Genomic DNA, 19,264 nt, shown 5'->3' with positions numbered 1-19,264 from the left:
CATGTTTTTACTCAAACGCGACGGTTTGACGTCGTTGTTGATCGCCTCGGCCATCAGCACGGCGTGCCAGGCTGACGGCGATGAACAGTTCAATACGTCGTTTCTGCAAGGTGCCGCGTCGACTGTCGATGTGCAATCGCTGCTCGCCAGCAACAGCGTGCTGCCCGGCAACTACCGGGTTGACCTCTACAGCAACGACACGCTGGTCGGTCGTCGCGACATCGACTTCCGCCGTCACCCCGGCAACGGCAAGATCCAGGCCTGCCTGACCCTGGAGATGGTCCAGCAATTGGGCGTCGATATCGCCAAACTGCAAGCGAGCGGCAAGCTCGACGCCAACGATCCGAACGCCTGCCTTGACCTGCCGGCATTGATCGAGCATGCCAGCGTGCGTTACGACGTGCCGCGCCTGCGCCTGTTGGTGAGCGTACCGCAAAGCGCCATGGAACGCGGTCGACGGGGTTATGTCGACCCGGCGCTGTGGGACGAAGGCGTGCCTGCGGCGTTTATCAACTATCAGCTGAGCAGCAGCCGTAACAGCACGCAGACCGCCGACACCATTTCCAATAACGTCGGCCTGCGCAACGGCATCAACCTCGGTGGCTGGCGCCTGCGCAACGAGTCCAACTTCAACAGCAGCACCGTCCAGCCGAGCACCTTCAAGAGCAACCGCAGCTATCTGCAACACGACCTGACCGCGTTAAAAGGCCAGTTCAGTGCCGGGGATATTTTCTCCGACGCCGACCTGTTCGACAGCGTGCGTTATCGCGGCCTGAAACTGGCCTCCGATGACGGCATGCGCGCCGACAGCGAGCGCGGCTATGCGCCAGTGATTCGCGGAATTGCTCAGTCCAGCGCGACCGTGGAAATTCGTCAGAACAATTACATGCTCTACAGCACCAACGTGCCGCCGGGCCCTTTCGAGATCAGCGATATCTATCCAAGCGGTTCCAACGGCGATCTGGAAATCACGATTATCGAGGCCGACGGTCAGCGCCGGGTGACAGTGCAGGCATTTTCCAGCCTGCCGATCATGGTGCGCCAGGGGCAGTTGAAGTACAGCGTCTCGGCCGGCCGCTACAACAGCAACAGCGATGATCAGCAATCGCCGCAGTTCGTCAGCAGCACACTGGCCTATGGCATCAGCAGCAACTTGTCCGGCATCGTCGGCGTGCAGGCGACCGAGAATTTTCAGGCGCTGTCCGTGGGCGCCGGGCGTAATACGCCGATCGGCGCCGTGTCACTGGACGTGACCCATTCCGCCAGTCACACCTTTGGCCAAGTGGTCAAGGGCAACAGCTTGCGGGCGCTGTACGCCAAGACATTCACCGGCACCGACACCAGCTTTACCCTCGCCGCCTATCGCTATTCGACCGAGGGCTATCGCACCCTCACCGACCACGTCGAGGAACTGAGCCACGAGGGCGAAAAACGCACGGGCAACTCGAAAACCCGCACCGACCTGACCGTCAACCAGAGCCTGGGACGTGATCAGCAATATGGCAGCATCTACCTCAACGCCAGTGACCAACGCTATTGGGGGCGCGGCGGTTCGCAAAGCCTGTCGGCGGGTTACAGCAACTATTGGGGCGAAGTCAGTTACAACCTGGGCGCCACCTACACCAAGGATATCGGCAACTATGGGCCGGCGAACAACGACACCCTGGTCAACCTGTCACTGTCTTTCCCGCTGGGTTCAAAACCGCGCGCGCCGAGGGCGTTCGTCTCCGCCAGTACACAGAAAGCCACCGATAGTGCTCAGGTCGGAATCAACGGTTACCTGACGGAAGACAGCGACACTTATTACTCGGTGCAAGGCGGCAACAGCAGCACTGGTGGCAGCAGCGGTTCGGCCAATATCAGCACGCGAACATCGGTGATGGACATCAGCGCCGGTTACAGTCAGGGCCGTGGATACAACTCGCAGAATCTCAATCTGGCCGGCTCGATCGTCGGCCACAGCGGCGGGATCAACCTCGGGCAAACCGTCGGTGAGACATTTGCGCTGGCGCAGGTCGAAGGCGTTTCCGGGGTGAAAATCGGCAGCTTCTCCGGGGCGAAAACCGGACGTAACGGCTATGCCGTGGTGCCCAATGCGCAACCCTATCGGGTCAACTGGATCAACCTCGACACCCGCGATCTGGGCGCCGATATCGAAATCGATAACGCGACCCGGCAAGTGGTGCCGCGCCGCGGTGCAGTGGTGCTGGCGCGCTACGCGAGCAAAACCGGACGCAGGGTGCAATTCGCCTTGTTCGATGCGCAGCACCAGCCGATTCCCTTCGGTGCGTCGCTGGAAGATGCCGCCGGCAAGCAGCTGGCGATTTCCGACCCGAGTGGCAAGGCACTGGCGCTGGTCGAGGACGACGCCGGTACCCTGACCATCAACTGGCAAGGCCAGCGCTGCGAGGCGTCGTATGCACTGCCCGAGCGGGACAAGGCGTTGAACTACGAGCGGGCCTCCCTGGTGTGCCGCGCGCCAGTGGCTGACTGAGAAGACGCCATCGCTGGCAAGCCAGCTCCCACAAAGTCCTTGGCGCACACAACAATCATGTACGCCACAGAAGCTTGTGGGAGCTGGCTTGCCAGCGATTGAAGCGACTCGGTTCAGGAGAAAGCGCGCTTTAGAAATCGCGCTTGTAGAAGATATCCAGCGAACTCGCCACACCACTGGCCGCTTCGACATAGACCTTCTTGCTCAGCTTGTAGCGCAGCGCAATGGTACTGGCCGGCTCAAACACGCCCACGCCATAACGCAAACTGAGCTTCTCGGTAATATTGCCGCTGGCCACCACGCTGGTGGCATCGCCGCTGCCCGCCGTGTCGAGCTGGAAGTCCTGAATCCCCAGATCCTTGGCCAGGCTGCTGGTGACCCCGGAACTGCCCATCAAGCCGAGACCCAACGCCGCTTGCGCGAGCATATTGTTGTCTTCGCCGTTGGTGCTCAGCGGACGACCCAAGACCAGATACGACAGCGCCTGCTCCTGGCTCATCGCCGGTTCCGAGAAGATCTGCGTGGTCGGCTGCTCGGCGCTGCCGCTCAGGCGAATACCGGCGATCACGTCGTCGGTCTGGCGGATCGCTTCGATGTCCAGATACGGCTGATCGAGGGGGCCGGCGAACAACAGACGCGCACGGCGCACTTGCAGGCGCTGGCCGTAGGCACTGTAGCGGCCGTCGTTGAGCCACAGTTCGCCACGGGTGTCCATGTTGTCGCCGATGTGCACATGGCCTTTCACGTTGGCGGTCAGGCCGAAACCGGCGAAAGCCAGTTTGTCTTCGCCGACCACCACGTCGATGTCCATTTTCATCGCCATCGGCGGTTTGCCCTCTTCGGTCTGCGCGCCGACGATGATCGTGTCATCGGAGACTTTCACCGTTGATGGCGGCAATTCGCGCACGGTGATTTCGCCTTTGGGCACCTGCACTTTGCCAGCGATTTTCAGCTCGTCGCCGGCCATGGAAATCTTCAGGTCCGGCGCCACTTCGAGCTTGGCATAGGGCTCGACGGTGACCGGCAATTGCGTGCCTTTGAGCGCCAGATCGACCATCAGTGCCTGACCCCAGGCGATGTTACCGTTCAAGCTGCCCTGCCCGCTCTTGCCACTTTTCCAGCCGCCGTCGAGGCGTACCGATTCGCCGGCAATCAGCGCGGTGAGTTGCAGGTTCTGCAGTTCCATCGGCAACTCGGCGCCGGACACTTCACCGTCGCTGAGTTGCACGGTGCCGTTGACCAGCGGCGCGAGCAATCCACCGGAAATCGTGCCGCTGCCATTCAGGCGCCCGGTGAGTTTTTCAACCATCGGCACAAACGGCCGTGCCACCGACAAGTCCAGCCCGGAGAGACGGAACGAGCCGCTCAGCGGTTTGTTTTTCGGCAGTGGATTGAGCTGTGCCTGCACCATCAACTCGCCGAGTTTACCGCCGACGAAATTCAGCTCGGTGTCGACGCGTTTTGGCGTGAGTTTGCTGGTGAGTTTCAGGGTCTGGTACGGGAAGTCCAGCCACTGTTCCTTTTCCTTCATGCGCAAGGTGCCGCCACTGGCGTCGATGCTGACCACGCCGTTCGGGCCGCTGGCCGGCAGATCCAGTTGCAGATCGGCATTGAGCTTACCCTTCCAGGCGAAATCTTTTGGCAGCCATTGCGCGAGGCTTTCGATCGGGAACTGCTTGAGGTGGTAGCGCAGTTTCGGCTCCGGCATCAGGCGCTGATCTTCACCGCACAGGCTGGCGTCGCCGGACATCCAGCAATGAGCGCCAAAGTTGATTTTGCCATCAGCCAGACGTTCTAGCTTGGCCGGGCTTTGCAGTTTCCAGTCCTGGCCGCCGGCCTGAATGTCGCCACTGGCCAAACGGCCGCGCCAGTTGCCCTTGTCCAGATTGCCATCCAGACCGAGGGCCAGTTTCAGTTTCGGCCCGATCAGGTCGAGGTTGAGTTTCTGGTTCTTGATGTCGCCTTGGGCGCTGGCGGTCAACACGCCCAGGTTGGTGTCGCCGGCCTGAATGCCGCTGCCCTTCAGATCGATCTTTGCCCGCTGCGCACTGTCGAGGGTGGCGTCGAGGTTGAGGCTTTGCAGGCGATTGTCCTGGAAAGCCAGTTGCGAACCTTGCAGGTCGAGTTTGCCCTGCGGTGCTTTCAACGTGCCGGCGACATTGACCTGCCCGTTGACCTGCCCGCGCAGTTGCGGCCAGAGCTTAGCCAGACGCGACAGCTTGATGTCGATCTGCCCGGTGAGTTTCTGTTGCAGACTGCCCTTGCCGCTGATGCTGTTGTCGCCGAGACGGATTTGCAGGGCATTCAGATTCCACTGTTCGCCCGCGCCGTCCGCCTTGGCCTGAAGAATCGCCGGTTGCCCGCGCAATTTGCCTTTCAAGTCGAGATCCGCAGTGAGGCTCAGGTGTTCGTTTTTCATTTCGCCTTGGCTTTTCAGCGGTCCAGCTAACGTGCCCGGCAATTCGGCGACCCAGTACGCCGGGTTGAGCGCCGACAGCTCCAGCGCGGTGTCCCAGGCGATACCGTCGGCGAACTGCACATTCACATGGCCTTCAGCCTTGCCCTGCCCGGCTTCCATTTTCAGTTGCGGCAAGGCGATCTGTTTCAGGCTGCCGCTGAACGGACTGCTCAGGGTAAACGCGCCCGCCGGGCCATCCAGTGCGGCGGCGAAGTTGCCGAGGTACTGACCATCGGTGTAGGAGACTTCGCCGGTGAAGGTACGCAAAGCGACCTCAGGTTCGTCAATTTCGTTGTAAAGCCGATGCCACGGAAAATCCTGCCAGTTGATATTGGCTTGCGCGCTGAGGCCTTTGCTCCAATCGACGCTGCCGGTGAGTTTCAGGCTTTGCTTGTCGTTGGCCGTCAGGTCGAGGCCGGCGATCTGCGCGCCACTGGCGTCGACTTTGCCTTTGAGCAGCAGCGCCACTGGGCCTTTGTCGGCGGGCAGCGTGGCGTTGCCGTTGAGCTGGTAACCGTTTTTCAGGTCGCCTTCGCCGGTCAGTACCAATTGATTGAGTTGCAGGGTGTCCGGCAGGTCGGCGCTCGGTTTGAACGCTTCGGAAGTGATGCGGACCTTGGCCGGCAGGTTTTCCGCCAGTGGTTGCAGTTCGCCGCTCAGCTGACCGTCGAGGTAACCACGACTGTCGGCGTGCAGGTTGAGGGTTTTCAACAGGTCGCCGTCGATCTTCAACGCCAGTGTCCACGGCCCAGTTCCCGGGGATGGCAATGTCAGGTCACCGGCGATGTTCAGCGGCCAGTTGCCGGTCGGCGTGAGTGTGCCGGACAGGTTCAGGCTGAGGTCGTCGCGCTGCAATTTCACGCTGTCGATCTGCATGCCCTGGGCGGTCCAGTGCGCCGCCAGTTGCAAGCCCTTGAGCTGTTCGCTGCCGTTGAACAACAGGCTGCCGACCTGTACGTCGCCCAGCTCGATGGCCACCGGCAATTGCAGATCCGGCAATTTGATCGGGCCGCTTTCGGTGGTTTCTTCGCTCGGCGGGAATTGCAGAATGACCTGATCAGCCTTGAGCTGTTCGATGCACAGGGTCATGCGCGTCAGGCACAGCGGCGACCAGGCGAAGATCGCTTTGTTCAGTTCGACGCGGCTGCTGTCCTGCTGCCACAACAAATGATCGGCGCTCCATTGCCCGCCGATGCGACCCTGGAAATTTTCCACGCTCAAGCCCGGTACTAGGCCCAGCACCCAGCGGCTGCCGGCCGCCGTGCCGAGTACGGCGGTGACACTCAATACAATCAACAACACCAGCGCCAACAGCGTCAGTGCCGTTATTTTCAAACCACGCTTCACAGCTCAGGCCCCATGGAAAAGTGCAGCCGGATGCCGCCATCGTCGTCGAGTGCGTGGGCCAGGTCGAGGCGGATCGGCCCGACCGGCGAAACCCAGCGCACACCAATACCGACCCCGGTCTTGAGGTTCGGCAGTTCGAGTTTGTTGAAAGAGTTGCCCTGATCGACGAAGGTCGCCACGCGCCATTTCTCGGCGACCGAGTATTGGTACTCGACGCTGCCGGCGACCATGTAGCGGCCGCCGATTCGGTCGCCATCGGAGTTTTTCGGCGACAGACTCTGATAGTCGTAACCGCGCACGCTCTGATCGCCACCGGCAAAGAAGCGCAGCGACGGCGGCACCGAGTTGTAGCCGTTGGTGGCGCTGCCGCCGACCTGCACGCGACCGAGCAAGCGGTGTTTGTCGAACACCGTGGTCAGGCCTTTGACCAGGGCGGTGCCATATAAAAGGTTGTTGTCGGAACCCAGGCCTTCCTTCGCCACTTTGCTTTCGAAGCTCAGGCGATAGCCATTGTGCGGGTCGATGCGGTTGTCGCTTTTCAGATACGAGTAACTGATGCCGGGCATCAGCAAGGTGCTCAGGCCGGAGTCATCGCCGAGTTCATATTCTTCGCGCTGCCACTTCAGCGAAATCACCCGCTGCCAGCCGCTCGGCAATTTGCTGTGCCATTCTGGGCCGAAGGTCAGCAGTTTGCTCAAGGTGTCGGAGCCGTCGATGTCTTCGAATTGATAGCCACCGGCCCAGCGCAGTTTGTCGGTCAGCGGTGGGTCGAGCGGGATGTCATAGAACAGCCCGACGTTTTGTCGAGGTGCCGAGAGTTCGGCTTCCCAGCCGTAGCTGTCGCCCTGCGGATTGACCCAATGGCGCGTCCAGTTGGCTTTGATGCGCGGGCCGACGTCGGTGGAATAACCGAGGCCCAGGCCCATGGTTCGTGGTTTGCGCGTGTCGAGTTTGACGTCGACCGGGATCACATCGTTCTTCGCGGCGGTCGGTGCGGCATCGACGCGTATGCCTTCGAAATAGCCGCTCGATTGCAAATCACGGTTCAGCTCGGCGATCAGCTCGGAGTCGTACGGTTCGCCTTCCTTGAACGGCACCATGCGTTGCAGCAGGTCTTCGTCGAACGGCGTGTCGCCTTCGAATTTGACTTTGCCCAAGGCATAACGCGGGCCGCTTGCGTAGATCAATTCGATGTCGGCCACCCCGGCGCGCGGGTCGACCATGAGTTTTTGGCTAGTAAAGTGGCCACTGAAAAAACCGAAGCGCGAGGCCTGATTCTGAATAAGTCTTTTGGCGTCTTCGTAACGCCCATGGTTGAGCACCGCGCCGGACTTGAGCGCGTCGCTTTTCGGCACTCGAAAGGATTTGAGGGAGGCAGCCGGGCCGTCGACACGAATGGTGACGTTGCGCAGATGAATCGGCTCGCCGGGATCGATGTTCAACACCAGGCGCGGCTTGTCGCCGCCCTTGACGTCACTTTCGATCTGCGGCTGGTAGTAGCCCAACGCCTGGGCCGCTTTGCGCGCCTGCTCTTCGGCACCGCGACTGAAGCGCTGCAGGGCTTCTTCGTCACGATCGCCGAGGCTGCCGATATAGCCTTCTATATTGGCCTTGAGTTCATCGTTGGACGGTTTGATCCGCACATCCAATTCACTTTGCGCCAGCGCCGCGCAGCTGGTTAACAGCACGAGCACGCCACTGGTAAATCTTCCTGGAAACTTCATAGGCGCGGATGCTATCACGGGCTTGGGAGCGTGATAGAACAGGAAATTTCCCAAGAAGTTCGATTGTCATGCTGTTGCAGTTTGTAACACCTGCGGATTGGCGTGGAAAAATACGTGTTCACGCACCGGCCCGACGGCAACCTCGCCGATCTCCTCGTAACCCTGCCTTTTATAGAATTCCAGGTAACGCGGGTTGCCGGTGTCGAGCACCACGCCCTGCGACGTTTCATCCACCGCGCACCAGTTGTGCACGGCAGTCAGCAGTTGCTCGCCAAAGTGCTTGCCCTGAAATTGTGGGTGGATGCCCAGCAGCGGCAGCATATGCACCGTATCGCTGGGTACGCAGGCAGCAACAGCATCGTGGTATTCCAGATAACGGCGGGTGCAGCGGAAACCGGTGCTGAGCACCATGCGCAAACGCCACGCCCAACTTTCGGTGATGCCCAGACGGCGTTGCGGCGGCGCGATCAGGGCGATGCCGATCAGACGGTCGTTGACCAGCAGGCCGATGGCGGGCAGATCCTGCAGAAAGTGTTGTTTGACCAGCTCCCGCACCGTCGCCCGCACGCGCTGTTCGTAGCCAGGGCGTTCGGCTTCGAACAGATAGCCGAAGGTCGGCTGGTGGCGATAGGCCTGATAGAGCAGCGAGCGGGCTTCGCGCGAGTAGCCGCGGTCGAGCATATGAATGTCGGCGATGGCGGTCTGGGTTTCAGGCATGACGGTGAATCTCCCCGGGGCGCGTTCAAATGGCGGCGCTCTTGTTGGTACGAACCTTTTGCGGGTGGCGTGGTTCCCCACAGGTATAGACCAACCTTGGATCTTCATCGATTTTGCCGACCTCTTCGCGAGCAAGCTCGCTCCCACATTTCGATCGCGTTCCCCTGTGGGAGCGAGCTTGCTCGCGAAGAGGCACTTACCCGCAACACAAATCCCACAGACCAAAATGATTTCTCCCACACTGGCCCATCTCCCCCATGTCAGCTAGCATCGCCCTTTTGCCAGGACTGCCGACCATGAAGATCGTTTCCTTCAACATCAACGGACTGCGCGCCCGTCCGCATCAGCTGGCAGCGCTGATCGAAAAACACCAGCCGGACGTGATCGGCCTGCAGGAAACCAAGGTCCACGACGACCAGTTCCCGCTCGAAGAAGTCCGCGCCCTCGGCTACCACGTGTATTTCCACGGCCAGAAAGGCCATTACGGCGTGGCCATGCTCTCGCGCAAGGCGCCCATCGCCATCCACAAAGGTTTCGCCACCGACGAAGAAGACGCTCAGCGTCGCTTTATCTGGGGCACCTTCGCCGACGCCAATGGTGTGCCGGTGACCATCATGAACGGCTATTTCCCCCAGGGCGAAAGCCGCGACCATCCAACCAAATTCCCCGCCAAGCAGCGTTTCTACAGCGATCTGCAAGCGCTGCTGGAAAGCCAGTTTCACAATGAACAGCCCGTGGTGGTGATGGGCGATGTGAACATTTCCCCGGAAGACTGTGACATTGGCATCGGCCCGGACAACATGAAGCGCTGGCTGAAAACCGGTAAATGCAGCTTCCTGCCGGAAGAGCGCGAGTGGATGGCACGCCTGAAGAACTGGGGTTTGACCGACAGTTATCGTCACCTGAACCCGGACGTGACCGACATGTTCAGTTGGTTCGATTACCGCAGCCGTGGGTTTGAGGATGAACCGAAGCGTGGCCTGCGCATTGATGTGATTCTGGCGTCACATGGTTTGTTGCCGCGGGTGAAAGCGGCGGGTGTCGACTATGAATTGCGCGGGATGGAAAAACCGTCCGATCATGCGCCGATCTGGCTTGAACTCAGCTGATCCCCAGTCTTACGCAATACCTGTAGGAGTGAGCCTGCTCGCGATAGCGGTGAATCAGTCAACGTAAATTTGACCGGTACACTGCTATCGCGAGCAGGCTCACTCCTACATTGGTTAGTTGTCATCTTTTGGTCATGCGCCTGACTTAATCTCCCCGGCAATCCCCTTGGCTTGATTCGGTGCCGGCATGACCCTGCGTGTTCTGTGCGTATTTCTCTTGAGTGCGTGGCTGACGGTTTCGGCCGCTGCCCTGCCCCTTCCTGAAAACGGCCCGGCGCTGCGTATTCAAGGCTCCAACACCATCGGCGCCGAACTCGGCCCGGCGCTGGTCGAAGGGTTGCTGCAAGAGCAGGGTTTGCTGAAAATCCACCGCGAAACCCCGGACACGGCCAACGAACTGCGCATCGTCGGCCAGACCGCCCAAGGCAAACGCGTGGTCGTGGAAGTGGCCGCGCACGGTTCCAGCACCGGTTTTACCGCGTTGAAAAACGCCAGCGCCGACCTGGCCGCGTCTTCCCGCGAGATCAAGGACAGTGAGTTGCAGACCCTGCAATCACTGGGCGATCTGAAAAGCCCCGCCGCCGAACAAGTCATCGCCATCGATGGCCTGGCGATCATTCTTCATCCCGACAATCCCCTCCAACAACTGGACACCGAGCAACTGGCGCGGATCTTCAGTGGCGAAGTGAAAACCTGGGAAGACCTTGGCGGGCGTGGCGGTGCGATTCATTTATATGCGCGCGATGATCAATCCGGCACCTACGACACGTTTAAAGAACTGGTCCTCAGCCGTCGTGGGAAAAGTCTGAGCAGCAACGCGAAAAGGTTTGAGTCCAGCGAGCAACTGTCCGACGCCGTCAGCGCGGATCCACAGGGCATCGGCTTCATCGGTTTGCCCTACGTGCGTCAGGCCAAAGCCGTGGCCATCGCCGATGGCGCATCGCAATCGATGTTGCCTCTGAACAGTCTGATCGCCACCGAGGACTATCCACTGTCGCGGCGCTTGTTCTTCTATCTGCCACCCGACAGTAACAATCCTTGGGCGAAGGCGTTGGTGACATTTGCGCAAAGTCGTCAGGGTCAGGCGATTGTCGCCGCCAACGGTTTTATCAGCCAGACCGTGCACGCTATGAGCGTCGCGCCGAACGCGTTGATGCCCGAGGGTTATCAATCACTCAGCCGCCACGCCCAGCGTCTGACGGTGAACTTCCGTTTTGAAGAAGGCAGCGCGAGTCTGGATAACAAAGCGCGTCAGGATCTGGCGCGGGTGATCGACTATATAAAGCGGCGAGACAAAACTGAACGCGCGGTGACATTGGTCGGGTTTGGTGATGCCAAGGATGACCCCGCACGCGCGGACCTGCTGTCGAAGCTGCGCGCGATGGCGGTGCGCCGGGAGCTGGTGAAGAACGGCGTGGTGCTGCGTGAGGTTCGCGGCTTTGGCGCGTTGATGCCGGTGGCGGCGAACAATGTGGATGAGGGCAGGATCAAGAATCGGCGGGTTGAGGTTTGGGTGTATTGAGCCTGATGGTTATGTACTGAATGGGCCGGCCCCTTCGCGAGCAAGCTCGCTCCCACAGGGATCGCATTCTTCCATTTGGAACGCGCTTTAATGTGGGAGCGAGCTTGCTCGCGAAGCAGGCGACGCGGTCTTAATGACCGCTACGCAGCATTTCCTTCGGCACATACTTGCCGATCTCGAACTTGCCGACCGCTGCGCGGTGCACCTCGTCCGGGCCGTCGGCCAGGCGCAGGGTGCGTTGCATGGCGTACATGTACGCCAGCGGGAAATCGTTCGATACCCCGGCGCCGCCATGCATCTGGATCGCCCGATCGATCACTCGCAGCGCGACGTTCGGCGCGACTACCTTGATCTGCGCAATCTCGCTTTTCGCCACTTTGTTACCGACGGTGTCCATCATGTATGCCGCTTTCAACGTCAGCAGGCGCGCCATGTCGATCTCCATCCGCGAGTCGGCGATCTTGTCGACGTTACCGCCCAGACGCGCCAGCGGTTTGCCGAATGCCGTGCGGCTCACCGAGCGTTTGCACATCAATTCCAATGCACGTTCGGCCATGCCGATCGAACGCATGCAGTGGTGAATCCGGCCTGGGCCAAGACGACCCTGGGCAATTTCAAAGCCGCGTCCTTCACCCAACAGGACGTTTTCATACGGCACGCGCACGTTGTCGAACAGTACTTCGGCGTGGCCGTGTGGCGCATCGTCGTAACCGAACACCGGCAACGGACGGACAATCTTCACGCCGGGGGTGTCGACTGGCACAAGGATCATCGAGTGCTGCGCATGACGCGGTGCATCGGGATTGCTCAGGCCCATGAAGATGAGGATCTTGCAGCGCGGATCGCAAGCACCGGAGGTCCACCATTTTTTGCCGTTGATCACCCACTCGTCACCATTGCGCTCGGCGCGAGCGGCCATGTTGGTGGCGTCGGACGAGGCTACGTCAGGTTCGGTCATGGCGAACGCCGAGCGGATCTCGCCGCGCAGCAGTGGTTCGAGCCAGCGTTGTTTCTGTTCTTCGTTGGCGTAGCGCACCAGCACTTCCATGTTGCCGGTGTCCGGCGCCGAGCAGTTGAACGGCTCGGGGCCGAGCAGCGAGCGGCCCATGATTTCCGCGAGCGGCGCGTATTCAAGGTTGGTCAGACCGGCACCGAGCTCCGATTCCGGCAGAAACAGATTCCACAGGCCTTCGGCCTTGGCCTTGGCTTTGAGCTCTTCCATGATCGCCGTCGGCTGCCACCGATCGCCTTCGGCAACCTGGCGCTCGAACACGGCTTCGGCCGGGTAAACGTAAGTGTCCATGAACGCGGTCACGCGCTCACGCAGTTCTTGCACCTTGGGCGAATAAGCGAAATCCATGATCAATTACCTTCTTGGGCAGAGGTTGTTTAAGTCATGCAATCGATGCTAGAACAGCGTTGATAATTTACCTAGCCTATTCTCGGCGTGTATAAACATTCATCACCGATATATGATCGGCTGATTGCCAGCCCCTAAAACACCGCCCTAAATAACAAGAGAAGCCGCGTTATGAATCTGAGTAAGGTCGACCTCAACCTTTTCATCGTCTTCGACGCGATCTATACCGAAGCCAACCTGACCCGCGCCGGGCAGATTGTCGGCATCACTCAGCCGGCGGTGTCCAACGCCTTGGCGCGGTTGCGCGAGACCTTCAACGACCCGCTGTTCGTGCGTACCGCTCAGGGCATGGTGCCGACGCCGATGGCGCAGAACATCATCGGCCCGGTGCGCAACGCTTTGTCGCTGCTGCGTGTGTCGGTTCAGGAAAGCCGCATTTTCAACCCGGCGCAGGCGGTCAAGACCTACCGCATCAGCATGACCGACCTCACCGAAGCGGTAATTCTGCCGCCGCTGTTCCAGCGCCTGCGCCGCTTGGCGCCGACCGTGATCATCGAAAGTTTTCTGTCAAAACGTCGGGAGACCACCAAGGAACTGGCGGCCGGGCGTCTGGATTTTGCCGTGGATGCGCCACTTAACACCGACCCGCAGGTGCGTCATGTCAAGCTGATGGAAGACCGTTACGTGTGTGCGATGCGCAAGGGTCATCCGATGGCGGGCAAGGAAAAGCTCTCGCTGGATGATTATTTGTCGCTGACGCATATCCACATTTCCAGCCGCCGCAGTGGTCTGGGTTATGTCGATCTGGCGCTGGGCAAAATGGGTATTCAGCGCAAGATTGCCCTGCGTTCGCAGCATTACTTGATGGCGTCACAGGTGATGCAGCAGACCGACATGGTCATGACCGTGCCGGAGCGCTTTGCCCGTCGACATGAGTTGCAGGCGTTTAATTTGCCGGTGAATGATGTGCCGCCCGTGGAGACGCACCTGTATTGGCATGAAAGCACTGACCAGGATCCGGCGAATCGCTGGATGCGCGAGCAAATGATCGAGTTGTGCCAGCAGGTGACGGCACAGGAGAAGAAGCTCGATAAGCAGGTGGAGTAAGGAAAGATCAAAAGATCGCAGCCTGCGGGAGCTCCTACAGAGATCGGTGTAGGAGCTGCCGCAGGCTACGATCTTTTTCTTGCTTGACGTAAACGTCAACCTGCCATTAGCTTAGCGCCAAGACCTTTTTCCGAGCGCTTCCATGAGCAGCCAGACTTACAGCATCTCCGACCTCGCCCGCGAGCTGGACATCACCACCCGGGCGATCCGCTTTTATGAAGAGCAAGGCCTGCTCAGTCCTGAGCGCCGTGGCCAGGAACGTATCTATTCGCCACGCGACAAGGTCAGCCTGAAGCTGATCCTGCGTGGCAAACGCATCGGCTTCTCGCTGGCCGAATGCCGCGAACTGATCGAGCTTTATGACCCGTCCAGCGGTAACACCAAGCAGCTCAACAGCATGCTGGCGAAAATCGCCGAGCGCCGCGAGCAGCTGGAGCAGCAGTTGCTGGATATCGAACAGATGAAGCTGGAACTCGATACCGCTGAAGAGCGCTGCGTGCAGGCGTTGGAGCAGACGCTCAAGAGCCAGCAGGCCATTCAGTAACAACCCCACAGGGGGATATCCGCAGATTTCAGATAACTACAACAGGTCAACCGCCATGTCCCTCCCCTCCCAAGTACGCCTGATCGAAGTCGGCCCGCGCGATGGTCTGCAGAACGAAGCCCAACCGATCAGCGTTGCCGACAAGGTGCAACTGGTCGACGCCCTCAGCGCCGCCGGTCTCGGCTATATAGAAGTCGGCAGTTTCGTTTCGCCGAAATGGGTACCGCAAATGGCCGGTTCTGCCGAGGTGTTCGCACAAATCCAGCGCAAACCCGGCGTGACCTACGGTGCACTGGCGCCAAACCTGCGCGGCTTCGAAGACGCCATAGCCGCTGGGGTCAGGGAAGTCGCGGTGTTCGCCGCGGCCTCCGAAGCCTTCTCGCAACGCAACATCAACTGCTCGATCAGCGAAAGCCTGGCGCGCTTTGCGCCGATCATGGAAGCGGCGAAACAGCACGGCGTTACCGTGCGCGGTTACGTGTCCTGCGTGCTCGGTTGCCCGTACGAAGGCACGGTCGCGCCGGAGCAAGTGGCGATGGTCGCGCGCGAGTTGTATGCGATGGGCTGCTATGAAGTCTCGCTGGGCGACACCATCGGCACTGGCACTGCGGGCGCGACTCGCCGCTTGTTTGAAGTGGTTTCGGCGCAGGTGCCACGGGACAAGCTCGCCGGGCATTTCCACGACACTTACGGCCAGGCCATGGCCAATATCTATGCCAGCCTGCTCGAAGGCATTTCGGTGTTCGACAGCTCTATCGCGGGCCTCGGCGGCTGCCCGTACGCCAAAGGCGCGAGCGGTAACGTTGCTACCGAAGATGTGGTGTACCTGCTCAACGGCCTCGGCATCGAGACCGGTATCGACCTGGACGCCTTGATTGCTGCGGGTCAGCAGATCAGCGCGGTGCTCGGCCGCCCGAGCGGTTCGCGCGTGGCCAAGGCTCGCAGCGCACAGTGAGGGAACAAGGTGTTACCGCTGTGTCCGGAATGTGGGTTTAAGCGAGTAACACGGAAACAAATTGTCTGGTTTCGCCGGAGTGAAAAAACGACTTAATTTTCAATCCGTTGATTTATAACGTATTTTCAAAGTTGGCACGGCTTCTGCTATCTCTATGGCATAACAAGAATAAAAAGCAGCAAACCAATAAAAATAAGACGTACCGACTCTGACATAACAAAAACAACACGGCAGAGACGCAGCTAACAGATTTTTTTGGAGAAGGTGTGCTTTTCAGGGTGCTCTCAGGAGTGACCCGCAACCGGGCAGAGAACAATAAAACTACCTTCAGGTAGCTCCCGAATCGGTTGGATCGCTTAGCGAGAAAGCAGATCAGCGCTCAAAAAAATACGTTTGCTCTTGACCCCGGATGGGGGTCGCCAAAAACAGCGGTAAAGGGCCACGGTTGCCAAAAACAACAACAGACCGACCCTCAATAATAAAAAAGAGCACGCGACGACAAAATTAAAGGGGAGCTTCGGCTCCCCTTTGTGCTTTCTGTGATTCCTCTTTCCAACACCGCTAATCCCTGTGGGAGCGAGCCTGCTCGCGAAAGCGGTGTATCAGACACATCTGCGCTGAATGACACACTGCATTCGCGAGCAGGCTCGCTCCCACATTAGATTGTCATCACATTAAGTTTTGTGTCAGGCCTGCTTTTCGCGCAGCTCTTCGATACTGATCTCACGCATCCTGAATTTCTGAATCTTGCCCGTGACCGTCATCGGAAACTCTTCAACGAATTTGAAGTGCCGTGGCGTCTTGAAGTGCGCGATGCGCTCCTTGCACCAGGTTTGCAGCTCCAGTTCGGAGGCGTTGTGACCAGGGTGGAATTTGATCCAGGCGACAATCTCCTCGCCGTAACGCGAGCACGGAATGCCAATCACCTGCACGTCCGCCACCGCCGGATGGGTGAAGAAAAACTCTTCCAGCTCACGCGGATAAATGTTCTCGCCACCACGGATGATCATGTCTTTGTTACGCCCGGCGATGTTGACGTAACCCTCCTCGTTCATGCTCGCCAGGTCGCCGGTGTGCATCCAGCCCGCCTCATCGATGGCTTCAGCGGTGGCCTGCGGATTGCTCCAGTAGCCGAGCATCACGCTGTAGCCACGGGTGCACAGTTCGCCGATGGTGCCGCGCAGCACGAGGTTGCCGGCCTCATCGATGATCTTGCTTTCCAGCTGTGGCTGGGTGCGGCCGACGGTGGTCACGCGTAACTCCAGCTCATCGTTCGGACCGGTTTGCAGCGACACCGGGCTGGTTTCGGTCATGCCGTAGGCGATCTGCACTTCGCTCATGTGCATCTCGCTGATGACCCGACGCATCACTTCGATCGGGCACGTAGCGCCCGCCATGATTCCGGTGCGCAGGCTCGACAGATCGAATTCGCCGCGTTGCGGCTGGTCGAGCATGGCGATGAACATGGTCGGTACGCCATAAAGGCCGGTGGCTTTTTCTTCGGCGACGGTTTGCAGGGTCAGCAATGGATCGAACGCGTCGTTGGGGTAAATCATCGTGCTGCCGTGGGTGATGCAGCCGAGGTTGCCCATGACCATGCCGAAGCAGTGGTACAGCGGCACCGGGATCACCAGACGATCGCGCGGGGTCAAGCCGATGCTTTCACCGACCATGTAGCCGTTATTGAGGATGTTGTAGTGGCTGAGGGTCGCGCCCTTGGGGAAACCGGTGGTGCCGGAGGTGTACTGGATGTTCACCGGTTGATCGAAGTGCAGGCTGTCGCTGCGTTCGCGCAGTTGATCGGGAGAGATGCTGGTGGCCAGATCGGCCAGTTGCGACCACGGCAGAAAACCTGACGGTGGTTGCGCGTCAAGGCTGATTACCCCACGCAGTTCGGGGAGGCGTTCGCTGCGCAATTGGCCGATGGGTTGCTCGGCCAGTTCCGGCACCAGTCCCTGCAACATGCCGTGGTAATTGGAGGACTTGAACGCCCCGGCGCAGACCAGCCATTGGCAGCCGGATTGTTTGAGTACGTATTCGAGTTCAGAGCTGCGATAGGCCGGGTTGACGTTAACCAGTATCACGCCGATTTTCGCCGTGGCGAATTGAGTGATGCACCACTGCGCGCAGTTCGGCGCCCAGATACCGAGGCGATCGCCGACCTGCAAACCCAAAGCCAGCAGCGCTCTGGCGTGCAGATCGACTGCGTCGGCCAGTTGTCGCCAGGAATAGCGCTGCTGATGGCGCACCACCAGCGCTTCACCGTCGGGGTATTGCGCGGCCGTGTGATCGAACTTCTGCCCGATGGTCATCGCCAGCAAAGCTTTGTCCTGTGAACCACGGGTGTAGCTGCGCTGCGGGTTTGCACTGGGTTGATCCATGACGACCCCTATTGTCTTTATTAGTGGGTTTTGCCGGATTTAACCCTGTGGGAACGAGCCTGCTCGCGAAGAGGCCAGCGGATTCAACATCCATGTTGCCTGATCTGACGCTTTCGCGAGCAGGCTCGCTCCCACAAGGCCTGCTCCGTTTCAATCTTGAACGGCCCCTACTCTCGCTCAAGTTGACGTTAACGTAAAGGGCGATTGACAGCCATCCGTCACAGGCTTACGTTAACGTAAAGGTGAGAGCCAAGTGACTGCCCTCCCCACCCTACAAAAAAGCCAAAAGGTGACCCATGAGCTACCCATCCCTGAACTTCGCCCTCGGTGAAACCATCGACATGCTGCGCGATCAGGTTCAGTCCTTTGTCGCCAAGGAGATCGCTCCGCGCGCCGCGCAGATCGACAGCGACAACCTGTTCCCTGCCGACATGTGGCGCAAGTTCGGTGACATGGGCCTGCTCGGCATCACCGTGCCGGAAGAGTACGGCGGCGCGGGCCTGGGTTACCTGGCGCACGTGGTGGCGATGGAAGAAATCAGTCGCGGTTCGGCTTCGGTGGCGCTGTCTTATGGCGCGCATTCCAACCTCTGCGTCAACCAGATCAACCGCAACGGTAACCACGAACAGAAAAGCAAATACCTGCCGAAGCTGATCAGCGGCGAGCACGTCGGCGCATTGGCGATGAGCGAACCGAATGCCGGTTCTGACGTGGTCTCGATGAAATTGCGCGCGGACAAACGCGGCGACCGTTACGTCCTTAATGGCAGCAAAACCTGGATCACCAACGGCCCAGACGCCAACACCTACGTGATCTACGCCAAGACCGATCTGGAAAAAGGCGCGCACGGCATCACCGCCTTCATCGTCGAGCGCGACTGGACAGGCTTCAGCCGCAGCAACAAGTTCGACAAACTCGGCATGCGCGGCTCCAACACCTGCGAACTGTTTTTCGATGACGTTGAAGTGCCGGAAGAAAACCTCCTCGGCGTGCTCAACGGCGGCGTGAAAGTGCTGATGAGCGGCCTCGATTACGAACGCGTCGTACTGTCCGGCGGCCCGACCGGGATCATGCAGTCGTGCATGGACCTGATCGTGCCGTACATCCACGACCGCAAACAGTTCGGCCAGAGCATCGGCGAATTCCAGCTGATCCAGGGCAAAGTCGCCGACATGTACACCCAACTCAACGCCAGCCGCGCCTACCTCTATGCAGTCGCCCAAGCTTGCGAACGCGGCGAAACCACCCGCAAGGATGCCGCCGGGGTGATCCTCTACACCGCCGAACGCGCCACACAAATGGCCCTCGACGCGATCCAGATTCTCGGCGGTAACGGTTACATCAATGAATTCCCGGCTGGCCGCTTGCTGCGTGACGCCAAGCTGTACGAAATCGGCGCCGGCACCAGTGAGATCCGTCGCATGCTGATCGGTCGCGAACTGTTCAACGAAACGAAATGAATTTCGTCAGCGGCGAGCTGCAAGTTTCAAGCTGCAAGAGAACAGCTTTAACTTGCCGCTCCAAGCTTGCAACTCGTAGCTGCTTA

12 protein-coding genes are annotated in these 19,264 nt (G+C 59.5%); 7 read left to right on the top strand and 5 right to left on the bottom strand.

What is annotated here, in order from left to right; all coding sequences use genetic code 11:
- The first annotated feature begins 1 nt into the window (after position 1).
- The gene (locus ACOYXE_RS04070; protein WP_460927838.1) at positions 2–2,494 is read left to right on the top strand and encodes a fimbria/pilus outer membrane usher protein; all 2,493 of its coding nucleotides are present in this window, start codon (positions 2–4) and stop codon (positions 2,492–2,494) included.
- A 130-nt stretch (positions 2,495–2,624) separates the two neighbouring features.
- Here the strand turns inward: ACOYXE_RS04070 and ACOYXE_RS04065 are convergent, their stop codons facing one another.
- The 3 genes from ACOYXE_RS04065 to ACOYXE_RS04055 all read right to left on the bottom strand — a co-directional run bounded on the left by ACOYXE_RS04065 (position 2,625) and on the right by ACOYXE_RS04055 (position 8,740).
- Positions 2,625–6,299, bottom strand: a complete 3,675-nt coding sequence (locus ACOYXE_RS04065) for a translocation/assembly module TamB domain-containing protein (protein ID WP_460927836.1) — start codon at positions 6,297–6,299, stop codon at positions 2,625–2,627.
- Positions 6,296–8,023: an autotransporter assembly complex protein TamA gene (locus tag ACOYXE_RS04060; RefSeq protein WP_460927834.1), complete on the bottom strand. Its 1,728-nt coding sequence runs from the start codon at positions 8,021–8,023 to the stop codon at positions 6,296–6,298. Before ACOYXE_RS04060 ends, ACOYXE_RS04065 begins: the two co-directional genes overlap by 4 nt.
- Before the next feature lie 66 nt (positions 8,024–8,089).
- Positions 8,090–8,740 carry a GNAT family N-acetyltransferase gene (locus ACOYXE_RS04055; protein ID WP_460927832.1) on the bottom strand — a complete coding sequence of 217 codons (651 nt, stop codon included), beginning with the start codon at positions 8,738–8,740 and terminating at the stop codon, positions 8,090–8,092.
- Between the two features lie 296 nt (positions 8,741–9,036).
- Here ACOYXE_RS04055 and xthA point away from each other — a divergent pair, with 296 nt between their 5' ends.
- Positions 9,037–9,849, top strand: a complete 813-nt coding sequence (gene xthA, locus ACOYXE_RS04050; protein ID WP_160058649.1) for an exodeoxyribonuclease III — start codon at positions 9,037–9,039, stop codon at positions 9,847–9,849.
- 187 nt (positions 9,850–10,036) lie between these two features.
- A complete protein-coding gene (locus ACOYXE_RS04045; RefSeq protein WP_405123302.1) occupies positions 10,037–11,371 on the top strand; it encodes a substrate-binding domain-containing protein in 1,335 nt (444 codons plus the stop codon).
- A 130-nt stretch (positions 11,372–11,501) separates the two neighbouring features.
- Here the strand turns inward: ACOYXE_RS04045 and ACOYXE_RS04040 are convergent, their stop codons facing one another.
- Positions 11,502–12,731 (bottom strand): acyl-CoA dehydrogenase, encoded by a 1,230-nt coding sequence (locus tag ACOYXE_RS04040; RefSeq protein ID WP_405123301.1) that lies wholly within the window; start codon positions 12,729–12,731, stop codon positions 11,502–11,504.
- Between the two features lie 171 nt (positions 12,732–12,902).
- Here ACOYXE_RS04040 and ACOYXE_RS04035 point away from each other — a divergent pair, with 171 nt between their 5' ends.
- The 3 genes from ACOYXE_RS04035 to ACOYXE_RS04025 all read left to right on the top strand — a co-directional run bounded on the left by ACOYXE_RS04035 (position 12,903) and on the right by ACOYXE_RS04025 (position 15,337).
- Positions 12,903–13,838 carry a LysR family transcriptional regulator gene (locus ACOYXE_RS04035; RefSeq protein WP_405123300.1) on the top strand — a complete coding sequence of 312 codons (936 nt, stop codon included), beginning with the start codon at positions 12,903–12,905 and terminating at the stop codon, positions 13,836–13,838.
- A gap of 142 nt (positions 13,839–13,980) precedes the next feature.
- Positions 13,981–14,382 carry a MerR family transcriptional regulator gene (locus ACOYXE_RS04030; RefSeq protein ID WP_160058652.1) on the top strand — a complete coding sequence of 134 codons (402 nt, stop codon included), beginning with the start codon at positions 13,981–13,983 and terminating at the stop codon, positions 14,380–14,382.
- Between the two features lie 55 nt (positions 14,383–14,437).
- Complete coding sequence (locus tag ACOYXE_RS04025) at positions 14,438–15,337, top strand: hydroxymethylglutaryl-CoA lyase (protein ID WP_460927828.1); 900 nt, start codon at positions 14,438–14,440, stop codon at positions 15,335–15,337.
- 686 nt (positions 15,338–16,023) lie between these two features.
- Here the strand turns inward: ACOYXE_RS04025 and ACOYXE_RS04020 are convergent.
- A complete protein-coding gene (locus ACOYXE_RS04020) occupies positions 16,024–17,718 on the bottom strand; it encodes an AMP-binding protein (RefSeq protein WP_460927826.1) in 1,695 nt (564 codons plus the stop codon).
- A 296-nt stretch (positions 17,719–18,014) separates the two neighbouring features.
- Between ACOYXE_RS04020 and ACOYXE_RS04015 the strand changes: the two genes are divergently transcribed.
- The gene (locus ACOYXE_RS04015) at positions 18,015–19,178 is read left to right on the top strand and encodes an isovaleryl-CoA dehydrogenase (RefSeq protein WP_460927824.1); all 1,164 of its coding nucleotides are present in this window, start codon (positions 18,015–18,017) and stop codon (positions 19,176–19,178) included.
- Positions 19,179–19,264 lie beyond the last annotated feature (86 nt).

The organism is Pseudomonas sp. MC6, from assembly GCF_054790575.1.
Note: the sequence above shows the minus strand (reverse complement) of the source record. Positions and strands in the feature narration are given on the sequence as shown.

What these genes read in the sequence shown, in the direction of transcription:
- ACOYXE_RS04025 (WP_460927828.1), top strand. Translation starts at nt 14,438, where the DNA reads ATGTCCCTCCCCTCCCAAGTACGCCTGATCGAAGTCGGCCCGCGCGAT.
- ACOYXE_RS04030 (WP_160058652.1), top strand. Translation starts at nt 13,981, where the DNA reads ATGAGCAGCCAGACTTACAGCATCTCCGACCTCGCCCGCGAGCTGGAC.
- ACOYXE_RS04040 (WP_405123301.1), bottom strand. Translation starts at nt 12,731, where the DNA reads ATGGATTTCGCTTATTCGCCCAAGGTGCAAGAACTGCGTGAGCGCGTG.
- ACOYXE_RS04020 (WP_460927826.1), bottom strand. Translation starts at nt 17,718, where the DNA reads ATGGATCAACCCAGTGCAAACCCGCAGCGCAGCTACACCCGTGGTTCA.
- ACOYXE_RS04060 (WP_460927834.1), bottom strand. Translation starts at nt 8,023, where the DNA reads ATGAAGTTTCCAGGAAGATTTACCAGTGGCGTGCTCGTGCTGTTAACC.
- ACOYXE_RS04015 (WP_460927824.1), top strand. Translation starts at nt 18,015, where the DNA reads ATGAGCTACCCATCCCTGAACTTCGCCCTCGGTGAAACCATCGACATG.
- ACOYXE_RS04045 (WP_405123302.1), top strand. Translation starts at nt 10,037, where the DNA reads ATGACCCTGCGTGTTCTGTGCGTATTTCTCTTGAGTGCGTGGCTGACG.
- ACOYXE_RS04035 (WP_405123300.1), top strand. Translation starts at nt 12,903, where the DNA reads ATGAATCTGAGTAAGGTCGACCTCAACCTTTTCATCGTCTTCGACGCG.
- ACOYXE_RS04070 (WP_460927838.1), top strand. Translation starts at nt 2, where the DNA reads ATGTTTTTACTCAAACGCGACGGTTTGACGTCGTTGTTGATCGCCTCG.
- ACOYXE_RS04055 (WP_460927832.1), bottom strand. Translation starts at nt 8,740, where the DNA reads ATGCCTGAAACCCAGACCGCCATCGCCGACATTCATATGCTCGACCGC.
- xthA (WP_160058649.1), top strand. Translation starts at nt 9,037, where the DNA reads ATGAAGATCGTTTCCTTCAACATCAACGGACTGCGCGCCCGTCCGCAT.